The organism is Klebsiella sp. 28, from assembly GCF_018223905.1.
Classification (GTDB): domain Bacteria; phylum Pseudomonadota; class Gammaproteobacteria; order Enterobacterales; family Enterobacteriaceae; genus Klebsiella; species Klebsiella pneumoniae.
Genome location: NZ_JAGRQY010000107.1, coordinates 15,907 through 31,131, shown reverse-complemented (window position 1 = coordinate 31,131; position 15,225 = coordinate 15,907). Strand labels below are relative to the sequence as shown.

Sequence of the window (15,225 nt, the reverse complement as noted above, 5' to 3'; positions counted from 1 at the left end):
TTGATGGCTATGAAAGTTATTCCGTAATAAATAATGATGAAGCGCAATATTCTGGCAGTGGTGATCCCTGCCCTGCTGGTAGCCGGTGCAGCCAACGCTGCAGAAATCTATAACAAAAACGGCAACAAACTGGACTTCTATGGAAAAATGGTCGGCGAGCACGTCTGGACCACCAATGGCGACACCAGTAGCGACGATACCACCTATGCCCGTATCGGCCTGAAAGGCGAAACTCAGATCAACGATCAGCTGATCGGCTACGGCCAGTGGGAATACAACATGGACGCGTCCAATGTTGAAGGTTCCCAGACCACAAAAACCCGTCTGGCGTTCGCGGGCCTGAAAGCGGGCGAATATGGTTCATTCGACTATGGCCGTAACTACGGCGCGATCTACGACGTCGAAGCGGCAACCGATATGCTGGTTGAATGGGGCGGTGACGGCTGGAACTATACCGACAACTACATGACCGGTCGTACCAACGGCGTCGCAACCTACCGTAACTCCGACTTCTTCGGTCTGGTTGACGGTCTGAGCTTCGCGCTGCAGTACCAGGGTAAAAACGACCATGACCGTGCGATTCGCAAGCAGAATGGCGACGGCTTCAGCACCGCAGCCACCTACGCGTTCGACAACGGTATCGCACTGTCTGCAGGCTACTCCAGCTCTAACCGTAGCGTCGATCAGAAAGCTGACGGCAATGGCGACAAAGCCGAAGCCTGGGCGACCTCTGCAAAATATGACGCTAACAACATCTATGCGGCCGTCATGTACTCCCAGACTTACAACATGACTCCGGAAGAAGATAACCACTTCGCCGGTAAAACTCAGAACTTTGAAGCAGTTGTACAGTATCAGTTTGACTTCGGCCTGCGTCCGTCCATCGGCTACGTACAGACCAAAGGCAAGGACCTGCAGTCGCGTGCTGGCTTCTCCGGCGGCGATGCGGATCTGGTTAAATACATCGAAGTGGGTACCTGGTACTACTTTAACAAGAACATGAACGTCTACGCTGCGTATAAATTCAACCAGCTGGACGACAACGATTACACCAAAGCGGCTGGTGTCGCCACTGACGACCAGGCGGCCGTGGGTATCGTTTACCAGTTCTAATCTGCAGTACCCCCCTTCGTGATATGCCTTCAAAGCAGGACTTCGGTCCTGCTTTTCTGTATTCGTGAGACAAAGATCGTCTCTTTCGAAAACCTTCGCGCTTTTTGTCGCAAACGGTTGGCAATTCGTTATTCTCCCGTTAACCTGATAGCGGATTTCCCTTCAGTAATCACAATGGAACCTCGTCATGTTTGAGAACATTACCGCCGCCCCAGCCGACCCGATTTTAGGTCTGGCCGATCTGTTTCGTGCCGATGACCGCCCTGAAAAAATTAACCTCGGAATTGGTGTTTACAAGGATGAAACCGGTAAAACGCCCGTTCTGACCAGCGTCAAAAAAGCAGAGCAGTATCTGCTGGAAAATGAAACGACTAAAAACTATCTGGGCATCGATGGTATTCCTGAATTTGGTCGCTGCACCCAGGAGCTGCTGTTCGGTAAAGGCAATGCGATTATCGCTGATAAACGCGCCCGCACCGCGCAGACACCGGGCGGTACCGGTGCGCTGCGTGTCGCCGCAGACTTCCTCGCCAAAAACACCGACGTGAAACGTGTGTGGGTAAGTAATCCGAGCTGGCCGAACCATAAAAGCGTATTCACCTCTGCCGGGCTGGAAGTGCGCGAATACGCATACTACGACGCGGCTAACCACGCGCTGGACTTTGATGGTCTGCTGGCCAGCCTGAACGAAGCCCAGGCGGGCGACGTGGTACTGTTCCACGGCTGCTGCCACAACCCGACCGGTATCGATCCGACGCTCGATCAGTGGCAGCAGCTGGCGCAGCTGTCGGTGGAAAAAGGCTGGCTACCGCTGTTCGATTTCGCCTACCAGGGCTTCGCCCGCGGTCTGGAAGAAGATGCTGAAGGGCTACGCGCTTTTGCTGCTCTACATAAAGAGCTGCTGGTCGCCAGCTCCTACTCGAAAAACTTTGGCCTGTACAACGAGCGCGTCGGCGCCTGCACTCTGGTCGCCGCGGATCAGGAGACTGTAGACCGCGCCTTCAGTCAGATGAAGTCGGTGATCCGCGCCAACTACTCCAACCCGCCTGCGCATGGCGCCTCCGTGGTCGCCACCATTCTGAGCAACGATGCGCTACGGGCAATCTGGGAGCAGGAACTGACCGATATGCGCCAGCGCATCCAGCGTATGCGTCTGCTGTTCGTCAATACCCTGCAGGAGAAAGGCGCGAGCCGCGACTTCAGCTTTATCAGCCAGCAGAACGGCATGTTCTCATTCAGCGGCCTGACTAAAGAGCAGGTGCTGCGCCTGCGTGAAGAGTTCGCCATCTATGCGGTCGCTTCCGGACGTATCAACGTGGCCGGGATGACGCCTGACAATATGGCGCCGCTGTGCGAAGCCATCGTCGCCGTACTGTAAGCGATAGTATTCGGTATAAAGAAAAAGGCCGCGAATGCGGCCTTTTTTATGTGTTCGCGTCATGTCTGTTACCAGACCGGCATCTCATCCTGCAGAAACGGGTTATTACGGCGTTCCTCACCCAGCGTCGACAGCGGACCATGGCCGGGAATAAAGGTCACATCATCGCCCAGCGGCAACAGCTTTTCCTTGATAGCCGCAATCAGCTGCCCATGGTCGCCGCGCGGAAAATCGCTGCGTCCCACCCCGCCTTTGAAAATCACGTCTCCGGAGATCAGCAGTCGGGAGGCGTCATCAAAAAAGACCACATGGCCCGGCGTATGGCCCGGGCAGTGCAGCACCTGCAGCGCCACATTCCCCACATTGACCACATCGCCTTCATTGAGCCAGCGATCCGGACGCAGCGGTTGGCAATCCTCCAGGCCGAACATCCGGCTTTGCGCCGGTAATCCTTCCAGCCAGAACTCATCCTCTTTTTCCGGACCAATAACCGGTACGCCATAATGCTGCGCCAGTTCAGCCGCGGCGCCAACGTGATCGAGGTGGCCATGCGTCAGCAGGATCTGCATCAGCGTGACGCCAGCCTCCGCCACCACCGCTTTGATACGTTCAGCATCGCCGCCAGGATCGACCAGCGCCGCCAGCCGGGTTTGCCCGCACCAGATAAGAGAACAGTTCTGCGCGAACGCGGTAACCGGAATAATACGATAGTTCATGACGCTCCTTTCGTTACCAGTGCCTTACGGGACCGGTATCAATATGCACAAAGTTACTACGTGGGTAATATCCTACACCACCTGCGCGCATAGATAACGCCGCTTTGCGAATATTGCTTAACGAAATACCTTCAATATGGAAATCCATCGCCTGCCCCTTGGTGTGATAGCTGTGTTTCGCTACACCACGGCTTCGTGCGCGAAGCTCATCGTTGGTATCGAGGGAACGATAGCCAGAGATAAGCTGGACAGGTTTGTTGGTGCCAAGTAGTCCCTGCAACCGATAAAGATGATCGAACAGATTTGGATCGATGGACTTAATTTTATTCGCGCGATAGTCACGGAAAAAATGGTTAAGTCTTGCTAATTCATCCTGAATATAGCCTCTGCCATCGAAAAACTCCGCCCTGAGCGATTCACCGGTATGCAGGTTATTCAGCGTCAAAATACGCGGACGGGGGGTCGAGAGGGTGGCAAATGCCGGCGCAGGGAGAATGGCGGCAGCACCCAGCGCAGCGCCACCCAACGCCAGCAATCTGCGGCGATTAGCGTCAAATTTGTCCATGATAATCAGGTCTACAGTCAATGAATCGTTATATACTTTTTCCGCTTTGCGCGATGCCAGGATCAGCTCGCTATCGCTCGCCACGACCGAGATGTTGCCCGGCAAAGGAGAACGTTCGCGCTAACCGCGCTACGCATTGAGCGGAATGATATGTATATGCACTTCTGGCGCACGAAAGGCACCTTACCGGGCATTATTGCCAACGTCAAGGCAGCCTCACCCCAGGAAAATCGGGCGCTGCAGAGGTGCTGCGCCCTTTTTTACCCAGTGCTAGGACAACAAAATCCATTGAACTACTTCATTTACCTGATTAATTGTTCCGCTTTCGTCAGAATTTGTGCGCTGGATCGCGCGGTGATATCGTAATTGTAAATATCTGTTCGATATTGTGTACGTCCATCAGCGTCCACAAACGCCGTTAAGTAATATAAATTCACCGGTATATTTTGCCGAATATTGACATAGCGCGTATCCCCCTGCTTCAGGGCGTCGGAAATGCGCGTGTCATTCCAGCCCGCGTCCTGCAGCAGCATATTGGCCAGCTCCGAGGCTTTATTCACCCTGACGCAGCCGGAACTGAGCGCACGGACATCCTTCTGAAACAGATTATGGTTCGGCGTATCGTGCAGATAGATAGCATCCGAACTCGGCATATTAAACTTGTAACGCCCCAGTGAATTACGTGCCCCAGGCGCCTGCTGAAAACGGAACGGTAAATTGTTCTCGGTGATGGTTGACCAGTCAACCCGGTAAGGATCGATGGTCTCTTTACTGTTCCAGCCGCGCATCACGGTGTAGCCATGCTGCTCCAGATAGCCAGGATTATTACGCACCTTCGGCAGAATATCTTTGCGCGCCAGGGTGGGCGGTACGTTCCACGGCGGATTGACCACTACGTTGTTCAGCGCGCTGCTCATCATCGGCGTCTTGCGGTCCGGACGTCCGACGATCACCCGCGAGGCCAGCACCTGACTGCCGTCCTGGTAATAGACCAGCGAAAACGCGGGAATATTCACCATGATACCGGTCGATAGTTTGCCTGGCAGCAGACGTAGACGCTGAATGTTCAGCGCCAGCACGCCAGCGCGCTGCGCCGATGAGACATTGAGCCAGTCACGGGTGGATTGGCCGATGACCCCATCCGCCCCCAGCCCCTGCATGGCCTGAAAGCGCTTAACGCCCTCCACCAGCTGGCGATCGTACACACCGCGCGCCGCGGGCTTGCTCTTTTTCTTCGCCGAAGGACTCACCACGTCGCCGGGCAGAACGATATTGGCGGAATTTTCCAGCATCCCAGTACGCTGGAGGATCTCGCGCAGCGCGCCGATATCATTGCTCCATTCTCCCGGGCGCAGCGAGCCGCTGCCGGTCATCTGCGGCCATGGACGTGAATCAGCCACCAGCGCCAGCAGCGACTGGTGCATGGCCTCATACTGCGGATGACGCGGCGCCAGGCCGGCGATAAACGCCGGCAGGGAGCCATTATCCAGCGCCAGCTGCCACTGGTTAATCACCGACAGCGGCGGGGTCGCCATCTTGTACGGTGTCGAGCTATATAACCAGCGGGTCCCCTGGGTGGGGATGCCGCTGATAAAGTGCAGATAGCCCATCATGGCATCAGACAACACCACATCGCGCGCCATGCCGCTGACGGCAGGATCGGTCAGCAGACTGACCCAGGTGGTAAACTGCGGCTGAAAACCGGCGATGGCGATCTCCGCCAGCTGCTGCTGGAACGCCTGCACCGCCTCGCGGTTTTCCCACATCGGTTTCATATCCCTGGCGGCGTATAGCGAGACCAGCGGATTCATAAAGACGGGTTTGTAGCCAGCCGGCAATAGCGCTTCGATCTGGGCGCGACTGTTCGCCGCGGCTTCCATCGACAGCGGCTGCTCACCGGCCAGCTTTGCGACCGCCGGCGATTGCCCGTCGCTTTGCGACAGCGCGACGGAAAGCTCTCCAGGCGTAGCGGAGCTATCACCTGGTACGACTTCAGGCTCTGCGGCCTGGACATTGAACAGCGGAGCAAATGCCATTGCCAGGCTCAGACTGAGCGCTGACAATGGACGACCATACCGTTTCTTAAGCAACATCCCTTGCCCCCTGTTGTCACACATTGCCGCCCACAAATTCGTGGGCTTTAACACAGTATATAAAGACGAAAAGGCTTTTGCCTTACCTAATGTAAAGAAGCTTAAAGATTATACCACCCTGGCATAGCAAGCTGGATAGCAAAAAGGGCAACTTAACGTTGCCCTTTTCAGCGCTTACCCGCCAGTAGTGAGCTGCATCGTCACGAGGCGTCGGCCGTTCCCGGCAGCGCTTCCGGCAGCGGCGCAGCAAACCCGCGCAGCCCCACGACGTGCACATGTTCGTGATTATTGAACACCTTACGCACCAGTTTATAGGTAGTGCCTTTTTCCGGACTGATGTTCTCCGGCGCTGCGATAATCAGCTGCATCTCCAGACGTTCGCACAGCTCGAACAGGGTGGCGATGGAGCGGGCGTCGAGACGCGCCGCTTCATCGAGGAACAGCAGACGGCAAGGCGAGATATCCTTGCCGCGCAGGCGACGGGATTCATCTTCCCAACTCTGCACCACCATCACCAGAATCGACATCCCGGTACCGATAGCTTCCCCGGTAGACAGCGCGCCGGACTCCGCGCGCAGCCAGCCGTCGGAGCCGCGGTTAACTTCCACTTCCATCTCCAGATAGTTGCGGTAGTCGAGCAGCTCTTCACCGATGGTTTGCGGCGTACGCTGCCCCATGTCGATCTGTGGGTTGAGACGCTGATAGAGCTTGGCCAGCGCCTCAGAGAAGGTCAGACGATTGCTGTTAAACAGATCCTGGTGCTGCTCATGCTGCTCGGAGAGCACGTCGAGCAGCATCGAGTGGGTCTCACGCACATTGACGTTCAGACGCACGCTGTTGACCTGGCCGAAGGAGACACTCTGCAGACCCTGGTTGAGCATCCGGATACGGTTCTGCTCGCGCTGAATGGTTTTGCGAATAATGTTGGCCACGCTGCGGGAACTGATCGCCAGCTTCTGTTCACGGTTGGTCAGCTCTTCGGTCAGGCGGCTGAGCTCGATCTCCATCTGCTCGATCGCTTCCACCGGATCATCGGTGCGAATAATATCCTGACGAATACGCTCCCGCAGATGCTGGTACACGGCAACGAAGAACTGAATTTTGCGCTCCGGACGTTTCGGATCTTCCGAGATACGCAGCACGTCACGCAGGTGTTCGTTATCGGCGACCGCCAGACGCAGCGCCCCCAGCGCCTTATCCGACATTGAGCGCAGCTCATCGGCGGAGAGATAGGCCAGCTCGCGGCGATGCAGACGACGTTCGACGCCGTTATCTTTCACCAGACGCATCACCGCGCACCAGCCCGCCTTGGCGGTCACCACCTGCTCGCGCATTTCGCAGTAATCGCGCTCCAGCTTGCGCAGTTTACGGGTCAGGTTGTCCATTTCCGCTTCGCAGAAGGTCAACGCTTTCTCCAGCTGATTGCGTCGGGAGCGGTTATTGCTCAGCTGCATGTGCAGCTCATCGCGACGCGCGCGAGCACGCTCTTCCGCGCCGGCGTCGGCGCGCACGCCAATGTCCTGCAACTCTTTATACAGATCGTTGAGCAGCTCTTTCTTGGTGTCATACGAGCTCTTCAGCGAGGCCAGCACCTGATTGTACTGACTAAGCTGCGCCGCATGGGCACGCATCGCGTCGCGCGCGCGGCTGCGTTCGGACTCCGCCTGCTCCAGACGCTGGCGCAGCTTCTCGTTGAGATCGCTGTTGCCGCTGAGCATTTCCGCCGAATCGGAGTAGCTGAAGTGGGCCCTGCGCTGCACAACTTCCGCCAGGGCAAAAGCCTGCTGACGCGCATCGCGCTGGGTTTGCTGGGCATAGGCGTAATCTTCTTTCAGCTGCTCAAACTGCTCCGGATCGCTCTGCAGCACCGAAACAATAGGCTCCAGCTTCGCCAGCTGGTTACCGTGCTGCTGAATAAAGCGCGCGGCCTCCTGCGCTTCGTCCAGACGTTCCTGGATCTCGTCCACGCGGTCGGCCAGCGTATCATCCGCCAGCAGGTTCAGGCGCGGCAGCAGGCGGTTGAGCGCCGACACGCCCTCTTTCGCCTGCTCGTACTGCACACGGTTCTGTTGGTTATCGCTTTCATGGGCGCTCAGCGCACGCTCCAGCTCGCCGCGGCGGCTGTTGAGTTTGCGGATCTCTTCTTCCGGATCGTCCTCGAAAGCCACCGCCAGATGGCTGCCGATAAAGCGGCTGAAGGCCTGGTGCAGGCGCTGGGTTTTCTGCACATCGAACGACAGGGTCGCAAAACGTTCTGACAGCGATTCACGCTCGGCATGCAGGGTTTCAATGCGGTTTTCACGTGCCGCGCGGCCAAACAGCGGCAGCGACGGGAAGCGCGAATAACGCCACTGGCGATCGGCAATCTTCACCACCACCGCTTTTTCCAGCTCGTCGACGCTGAATACGCTGTCGTCAAAGGATTGCGGATCGCCTTCGATCAGATACAGGTCTTCCGGGCAATCTTCCAGTCCCTCAAGCTGCTCGGCTACCCGCGACAGATCCGGTACCACGATCGCATGGCGCGACGGACCGTACAGCGCGGAGAAGTACGGCGCATCGTCCAGGCTAACATCATCGTAGATCTCGGACAGCAGAACGCCGCCGAACCGTTCCGCCAGGGCGTTGAGGCGCGGATCTTCCGAACCGCCCGGCTGGCTGAGACGCTCGATTTCTTCGTCGATGGCGCGCTTGCGGGCGCCGACCTCGTCACGTTCAACGATAGCCTCTCGTTCACGCTCCAGCAGCTGCTGCAGGTATTCGGTGACCTCCTGGCCGGACGCAAACTGCTCGCCGCTTTGCTCGCACAGCTGGTTAAGGCTGTTCTGCGCCGCCAGCCAGACCGGCGCCCGGCGCATCAGCGTCTGGGTACGCGACTGCAGTTGCTCCAGCTCCTGACGCAGCGCCATGCGCTGCTCCTGAGCATTGGAGACGCTGTCGGCCAGCGACGCGATGCGCGCTTCCAGCTCCTGATGCAGCGTTTCCAGATCGTCGATATCGTAGCGTTTACCCTGGCGTTTGCAGAACTCGGCCAGCTGACGCTCAGCGTCCTGCTGCTCTCGCAGGCGCTGTTCAAGCTCGTTGAGGCGGCTGCGCAGCCCCTGCGCCTGCTCGGCCTGGTGGCGCTGGTTCACGCCGTCGCGCAGCAATTCGCGCGCCACGTCCCAGGCTTCATTGCGCGCCAGCGGGCCGTTAATCGCCGCCACCAACTGGTAAGCCTGTTCAAACTGGCTGTGCGCGGTTTGCGCCACGCTCATTTTCTGTTCCAGCGACAGCATTTTCTCCGTCGCTTCCTGCTCTTTCGCCTGGAAGGTTTCCAGCCACTCGTCGGCGCTCTCCGGGGTCAGATCCGGCAGATGGCACAGCGCCTTCGCGCGCTCCAGCGCCTGCAGCGCCTGGTTATACTGAATGGCGCGGGTCTGCTGCACATCGAGCGCCTGCTGATAGTCGGCGAGCTGGCTTTTCAGCTCATCCACTTCCAGCTCGGCGGCCTCAGCGCGGGCTTCGTTCTCTTCCTGACGATCGACGGCTTCCGCCACCACTTCATTCTGCTCTTCCAGACGGATCTGCAGCTCGTCGAGATCCGCTTCGTAGCGCTCGATTTTTTCCTGCTGACGCAGCGCAGTCTGCACCAGGTTCAGGTGATCGCTGGCGGCCTGGTAATCGGCTTCCAGATCGCCCTCCGCGCCGTTATGCTCCTGCAGTTCGCGCGCCATGTCGACGTGCTTATACTGCTCAGCCGCCAGCTGCGAACGCGAGGTGAAGAGATCGCGGCGATACTCCAGCGCCTTATCCAGGTGAATGCGCCTCTCGTTGGCGTGACGCATATAGTCCGCCGCCACGTAGTTGGTGGCTTCGCTGATCAGGTGTTTAAACAGATCGCGGTCGGACTGGGTAACGCGAATGGCTTCCAGCGTCATGCGGTTTTCCCGCAGCGCCGCTTCCATATCCTGGAACGCTTTACGCACGCCGCTGTTTTCCGGCAGCAGGTAGTCGCGCAGCGAGCGGGTAATGGTGCTGGAGATCCCGCCGTACAGCGAGGCCTCAATCAGGCGGTAGTACTTGCTACGATCGGAGGCGGAACGCAGGCGACGCGCCACCACGCCCAGATCGAACATTAGCGAGTGATATTCGGTGATCGAGTTGAACTGTTTAAACTGGACCCCTTCCATCGCCTCGAGTTTATCTTTCAGCTCGTTGAGGCTCACGACGCGCGCCTGGCGATCGTTCAGCGTTTCGGTCAACAGCTGGGTCGGCAGGATAGAGGTCGGCAGTCCCTGAATGGCGAAAGGTTTAATATCGACTTTACGATCGCGCCCGGCGACCTGCTGCAGGCGCACGCCGACCACCACGCGCTGGTGGCGGGAGTTGATCACATCGAGTACCGAGTAACACACCCCGGCGCGCAGCTTACCGTGCAGGCCTTTATCGCGTGAGCCGCTGGTGGCCCCCGCTTCGGTGGTGTTACGGAAGTGCAGCAGGGTTAAATCCGGGATCAGCGCCGTGACGAAGGCCGCCATGGTCGTGGACTTACCCGCGCCGTTCCCCCCGGAGAGGGTGGTCACCAGTTCATCAAGATCAAAGGTCCGGGCAAAGAAGCCGTTCCAGTTAACCAGCGTTAGCGAGCGAAACTTACCGCGTTCAATCATTACTCTTCCTCCCCGCTATCCGGCTGGTGTTCTTCATTCTCATCATTGAGCTGCAGGTGATTTTCCAGGGCCATCGCTTCCCCGTCGCGGATCAGACGGCGCTGCGCTTCGCGCGGGTCGTCGCCGGCGCGCACATCGGCGCCAAAGCGGAATACCGATTCGGTAATGCGAAACTTGCTGCTATCGTGGCCCATAAACCACACCATCCCCAGACGGCGTAAGCGGTTAAGCGAGGCCCGCATTTTTTCCTGCAGCTTCTGGCGGTCCAGATCCGAACCGGTGGAACGGTTGTTCACCAGCTTCAGCAGCCTGGATTCATCGGCCAGGGTCAGCAGCTCGTCATAGAGCTCCTGCTGGGTAAAAATCCCTTCGTTCGCCAGGCGCTCCGGGCTGAGATAGAGATAGCAAAGAATTTTGCCCACCATCATATCCAGCTCGGACAGTACCGAGCGCGAAATCAGCGTGGTGGACCGCGGGCGCAGGTAGAAGAATCCCTCCGGCGCGCGGATCAGCTCGACGTTATAGCGAGCGTAAAACTCTTCCAGGTAATCCTGAAAATCCATCAAAAATGCGTGATTATCCAGCTCGTCGAGACCGATATGACGGCCCGCGCGCAGGGCGCTGTCCAGCGCCGGAAATAACGGATTGGCCAACGCCTGCGCCAGCTTAACCGGCATCACTTGTTCAATATTTGTCAATGACATGCGCCTGTACCTTGGCTCCGTAATCATTAATCGGCTGCCATTTTGCCGGCAGTCCGGTGAAATCTGCCTGGGCGACGCCCAGCTGTACCGCCTGATCCACGACGATCCGCGCCACGTCGAAGTGACGCCCGCGCGGATACTGCGCCAGGAACTCCCGCGCCACCAGGCCGAGATCCAGCGGTATTCCTTTCTCTTTATAGACCGCCAGCTGCGCTTCGATCAGCGCCGCCAGCTGCTCGCGAATTTCGTTAAACTCTTCAAATTCGAGGTCCGCCGGCAGCTCGCCGGTGACCTCTTCATCGCGCAGGGCCATCTCTTCATCGCGCATATCCAGCAGGCGGTCGGCGTTGGCGTAAGTTAGCGCCCACGGTTCATCAAAATAGGTCTGTACCGACTGGCGCAGACGCTGGGCGAAGACGCGGTTCTTATCCATATCGATAGCGGTACGGATAAACTTGTGCACATGGCGGTCGTAGCCGATCCACAGGTCAATCGCCTGCTGACCCCAGCTGACGATGCGGTCGAGCTTGCTTTGCAGATCGAACACCAGCCGATCGACAAAATGGAGATCGTCGCGCGCCATGGTCGAGTCCTGAATGCGCAGCAGGTTCGCCTGCAGCTTATCCCCTGCCGCATCCAGCGTATCCTGCAGTTCGCGCAGGGTGCCGGAGGTTTCCGACAGCAGCAGTTCACAGCTGGAAATCGCCGCGCGCCAGTCTTTATTCAACAACTGCGCGATATCGTCTTTCACCAGCTGCTGCTGCTCATCCATAATGCGCTGCGTCAGGTCGATGCTGTCGAAAATTTCCGCTACGGAATACTTCAGCGGCGCAAAAACGTTGCGATGCCAGTGGAATTCATCACCGCCCTCTTCCGCGGCGTCCGCCGCGCGCTTCAGCTCGCCGGCGACGATCGACAGCTGCATCGAGAGACGCAGCGTCGAGAATTCGCGCTGACGGATATAATAATCGGTGATCCCAATCCCCAACGGCGTCAGGCGATAGATCGCATTGCCTTCGGTAATTTCGCTGGTAAAGCGGTTCAGCAGACGCTGGCGCACCAAATCGTTGATCGCGTTATTGGCGCGCTGGCTGATGGTTTCGCTGGTCTGCTCAAACGCATCACTGACGTGGCGGAACGCATCCACCAGTTCACCCTCGCTCATTTCCCCTTCCAGTCGTTCACCATTCAGAGTGGCGATCGCCAGCAGGAAAGAGAGTCTGTCGACCGGTAGCGAGATTGAAAAATCATTTTTTCTGGCCCAGGCAACCAGTTCGGGGACTGTCTGGGAAAATTCACTCATACTTTATCCTTGCATCTGCGGCTATGAGCCTGGCTCTTAAGCGCGGTGACATGAATATAACGGCCCAGGCTGAGATACGGCTCCTGACGACAGTAGCGCGTCTCCAGCGCCAGCAGCGCCGCATAGCTGTCATGCTGTTGGCGTTTTTCACGCAGATAATCATGAAACACCCGCACGCCGGTTTTGCTGACGATCTGCCAGCCAATCTCTTCCAGCCAGTGATAAACCTGCTGTGGTTCACGCGGATAATCCGGCGACAGCGTGCGTTTTTTCTTTTTTGGCATGCCCAGTTGAACGTAATCAAAATTACCGGCAACCATATTGTGCATCAACAGGCCGTTAGCATTGTAGAACATCAATGACAGTCCACCGCCAGCACGCAGCGTCGACCACAGGGTATGCAGTATTTCCTGGGGCTCCGCCACCCACTCCAGCACCGCATGAAACAGTACCAGATCGACCGGGCTTTCCAAATGCTGCGCAATATCCTGAGCCGCGCATTGTACAAAATGCATGTTGTCGATCACACCTTTATCGGCGGCCGCCTGGCGGGCGCGAGCCACCATCTCAGCGGAGAGATCGCAGAGCGTCACGTGATGGCCCAGTTGCGCGACTTTGATGGCCGTTTGCCCTTCGCCGCCGCCGGCATCCAGCACCCTCAGCGGTCCCGGCCCCAGCTGCGCCAACAGCGGTTCCAGATCCTGCCAGAGGATCGCCTGACGCAACTGGCCTTTTGTGGTGCCGTAAATATTGCGCGAAAACTTTTCAGCAATGTCATCGAAATTGCGATCCTGCACGAGTGACTCCACAAGCCAACACAAAACCGCTATTTTGTCATACCCGCGCCGAGAATGAAGCGATCTGTTATAAGATCCGAACATAACTTTGGTTATATGGTTAAAAAAGGAACCATCTGGCATGCTTTTCACGCTAAAAAAGATCGTCGGCGGCCTGCTGTTGCCGCTACCCGCCTTACTGTTGCTGATCGGTATCGGGATCGCGCTGTTATGGTTCAGCCGCTTTCAGCGTACCGGGAAGCTATGCGTGAGCCTCGGCTGGCTGCTGCTGACGCTGCTGAGCCTGCAGCCCGTGGCCGACAGCCTGCTGAAACCGATTGAAGATACCTACCCCACCTGGCGCGGCGAGCAGCCGGTGAACTACGTGGTGGTGCTGGGCGGCGGCTATACCTGGAATCCGGAGTGGGCGCCAAGCTCTAATCTTATCAATAACAGCCTGCCGCGCCTGACGGAGGGCATCCGCCTGTGGCAGGCGAATCCCGGTTCGAAAATGATCTTTACCGGCGCGGCGGCGAAAACGAACCCCGTCAGCACGGCGGAAGCCGGGGCGAGAGTGGCGGAGAGCCTTGGCGTACCTCGCAGCGATATCATTGTGCTCGATCGGCCGAAAGATACAGAAGAGGAAGCGCTGGCGGTGAAGCGCGCCATCGGCGACGCGCCCTTCCTGCTGGTCACCTCGGCGTCACACCTTCCGCGGGCGATGATATTCTTTCGCCATGCCGGCCTGGATCCGCTTCCCGCGCCGGCCAATCAGCTGGCGGTGACCTCGCCGCTCAATCCGTGGGAGCGGGCCATTCCTTCTCCAGTATGGCTGATGCACAGCGACCGGGTCGGCTATGAAACCCTTGGTCGCGTCTGGCAATGGCTGAAAGGCAGCTCAGGCGAGCCAGGGCAGGAGTGATTTTGCAGCGAGGTCAAAACGGGCGCGATCAAAGCGCCCGGTGTTGACCAGACTATCCACCTCATCCCACAGCAGATAAAGCCAGCGCCGCCAGACAAAGGCCTCGGAAACTGGCGCCTGCTGCAGGTAGCGCCACAGCAGCTGTTCCGCCTGGCCGCCTTCAGCAAGGCGGAACAGTTCATACTCGCGTGGCGCCCACAGCATCATCCCCGGCCCCACCATCGCCAGCAGCTGATCGCTGCGCGGATCTTTTAGCATGCTGCGCAGAGTGAAGTTGCCATGCACCAGCACAGCATTATCATTGAAATCGCGGAATAGCTCCGGAAGGCACTCGCGGGAGCGGAACAAAAGGCGCTTATCCTGCATGGTGAGACCGGTGTCCTGATACAGGTTCAGGGTGCTCCACAATATCTCTACCCGCTGGCGGTACCAGTTCGGCCACAGGTTTTCCTGGGTATTGTCGACCATTCCCACGCAGCCGCCACTGTCCTGCCGATGCCACGCCAGCAGCCCCTCGACGATTTGCTCCTGCAGTTGCTCCCAGCGCGCCGGGGTGCGCGTCGGCGCCTCCACCGGTACGCCGCGCAGGCGCTCAAGCAGCAGCACATCTGGTCCGGGATGTTCTTCGTGCGTCATGACGCCATAAACCACCGGCATACGCACCGTACCATTACGCGCCAGGGTCGAGATCTTCCATGCCAGCTGCCGCGCCACGCCGGGCGTGGTGAAACTTCGCGCCAGCAGCGGCATCGGGTTTCCCTGCGCATCGTACAGGAACCACAGCGCCGTAGCGGCTTGTTCACTGACACACTCCACCCGGCTTAGCTTTTCGCCAAGAAGATGACTGAGTTCGGTTCGCAACTGTTCCATTGTCGATTACCCCTATGAACACTACTGGTTTCATAATGAGCGCCCGCACCTGGGTTGTCATCGGATAAGATCAAAAAGGGGTAAAAAAAGCAAAAAACCGACGGGGATATCCCCTCCAGCAAGGAGGGGACAGAGG

At 58.0% G+C, this 15,225-nt stretch carries 11 protein-coding genes; 3 read left to right on the top strand and 8 right to left on the bottom strand.

Translation table 11 applies throughout. The annotated features are described in order from the left end of the window. Positions 1-33 precede the first annotated feature (33 nt). Positions 34-1,113, top strand: coding sequence for a porin OmpK35 (ompK35, locus tag KHQ28_RS18625; protein ID WP_004141771.1), 1,080 nt, complete (start codon positions 34-36; stop codon positions 1,111-1,113). A gap of 187 nt (positions 1,114-1,300) precedes the next feature. Continuing rightward, entirely contained in the window at positions 1,301-2,491 is a 1,191-nt protein-coding gene (locus tag KHQ28_RS18620; RefSeq protein WP_002898202.1) for an amino acid aminotransferase, read from the top strand. 68 nt (positions 2,492-2,559) lie between these two features. Here the strand turns inward: KHQ28_RS18620 and KHQ28_RS18615 are convergent, their stop codons facing one another. The 7 genes from KHQ28_RS18615 to cmoM all read right to left on the bottom strand — a co-directional run bounded on the left by KHQ28_RS18615 (position 2,560) and on the right by cmoM (position 13,318). Then, entirely contained in the window at positions 2,560-3,207 is a 648-nt protein-coding gene (locus tag KHQ28_RS18615) for an MBL fold metallo-hydrolase (RefSeq protein ID WP_002898200.1), read from the bottom strand. A 13-nt stretch (positions 3,208-3,220) separates the two neighbouring features. Next, a complete protein-coding gene (locus KHQ28_RS18610) occupies positions 3,221-3,772 on the bottom strand; it encodes a YcbK family protein (protein WP_002898198.1) in 552 nt (183 codons plus the stop codon). Positions 3,773-4,074: 302 nt separating this feature from the next. Further along, a complete protein-coding gene (gene ldtD / locus KHQ28_RS18605; protein WP_004211429.1) occupies positions 4,075-5,865 on the bottom strand; it encodes a L,D-transpeptidase in 1,791 nt (596 codons plus the stop codon). Positions 5,866-6,065: 200 nt separating this feature from the next. Beyond that, positions 6,066-10,514 carry a chromosome partition protein MukB gene (gene mukB, locus KHQ28_RS18600; RefSeq protein WP_004176682.1) on the bottom strand — a complete coding sequence of 1,483 codons (4,449 nt, stop codon included), beginning with the start codon at positions 10,512-10,514 and terminating at the stop codon, positions 6,066-6,068. Continuing rightward, the gene (mukE, locus tag KHQ28_RS18595) at positions 10,514-11,218 is read right to left on the bottom strand and encodes a chromosome partition protein MukE (RefSeq protein WP_004893172.1); all 705 of its coding nucleotides are present in this window, start codon (positions 11,216-11,218) and stop codon (positions 10,514-10,516) included. The genes mukB and mukE overlap by 1 nt, the downstream gene beginning before the upstream one ends. After that, a complete protein-coding gene (mukF, locus tag KHQ28_RS18590; RefSeq protein WP_002898189.1) occupies positions 11,199-12,521 on the bottom strand; it encodes a chromosome partition protein MukF in 1,323 nt (440 codons plus the stop codon). The genes mukE and mukF overlap by 20 nt, the downstream gene beginning before the upstream one ends. Continuing rightward, positions 12,518-13,318, bottom strand: a complete 801-nt coding sequence (gene cmoM, locus KHQ28_RS18585; protein ID WP_002898187.1) for a tRNA uridine 5-oxyacetic acid(34) methyltransferase CmoM — start codon at positions 13,316-13,318, stop codon at positions 12,518-12,520. The genes mukF and cmoM overlap by 4 nt, the downstream gene beginning before the upstream one ends. A 121-nt stretch (positions 13,319-13,439) precedes the next feature. Between cmoM and elyC the strand changes: the two genes are divergently transcribed. Next, on the top strand, positions 13,440-14,219 hold the full coding sequence (elyC, locus tag KHQ28_RS18580) for an envelope biogenesis factor ElyC (protein WP_004141786.1): 780 nt from the start codon (positions 13,440-13,442) through the stop codon (positions 14,217-14,219). On the opposite strand, the gene KHQ28_RS18575 is transcribed toward elyC, so the two are convergent. Next, on the bottom strand, positions 14,196-15,089 hold the full coding sequence (locus KHQ28_RS18575; RefSeq protein ID WP_004176684.1) for a YcbJ family phosphotransferase: 894 nt from the start codon (positions 15,087-15,089) through the stop codon (positions 14,196-14,198). The two genes, elyC and KHQ28_RS18575, sit on opposite strands and share 24 nt — an antisense overlap. Between the last annotated feature and the right edge of the window lie 136 nt (positions 15,090-15,225).

Coding starts and splice junctions, on each gene's coding strand:
- mukB (WP_004176682.1), bottom strand. CDS start 10,514: ATGATTGAACGCGGTAAGTTTCGCTCGCTAACGCTGGTTAACTGGAAC.
- mukF (WP_002898189.1), bottom strand. CDS start 12,521: ATGAGTGAATTTTCCCAGACAGTCCCCGAACTGGTTGCCTGGGCCAGA.
- mukE (WP_004893172.1), bottom strand. CDS start 11,218: ATGTCATTGACAAATATTGAACAAGTGATGCCGGTTAAGCTGGCGCAG.
- KHQ28_RS18620 (WP_002898202.1), top strand. CDS start 1,301: ATGTTTGAGAACATTACCGCCGCCCCAGCCGACCCGATTTTAGGTCTG.
- KHQ28_RS18575 (WP_004176684.1), bottom strand. CDS start 15,089: ATGGAACAGTTGCGAACCGAACTCAGTCATCTTCTTGGCGAAAAGCTA.
- elyC (WP_004141786.1), top strand. CDS start 13,440: ATGCTTTTCACGCTAAAAAAGATCGTCGGCGGCCTGCTGTTGCCGCTA.
- KHQ28_RS18615 (WP_002898200.1), bottom strand. CDS start 3,207: ATGAACTATCGTATTATTCCGGTTACCGCGTTCGCGCAGAACTGTTCT.
- KHQ28_RS18610 (WP_002898198.1), bottom strand. CDS start 3,772: ATGGACAAATTTGACGCTAATCGCCGCAGATTGCTGGCGTTGGGTGGC.
- ompK35 (WP_004141771.1), top strand. CDS start 34: ATGATGAAGCGCAATATTCTGGCAGTGGTGATCCCTGCCCTGCTGGTA.
- ldtD (WP_004211429.1), bottom strand. CDS start 5,865: ATGTTGCTTAAGAAACGGTATGGTCGTCCATTGTCAGCGCTCAGTCTG.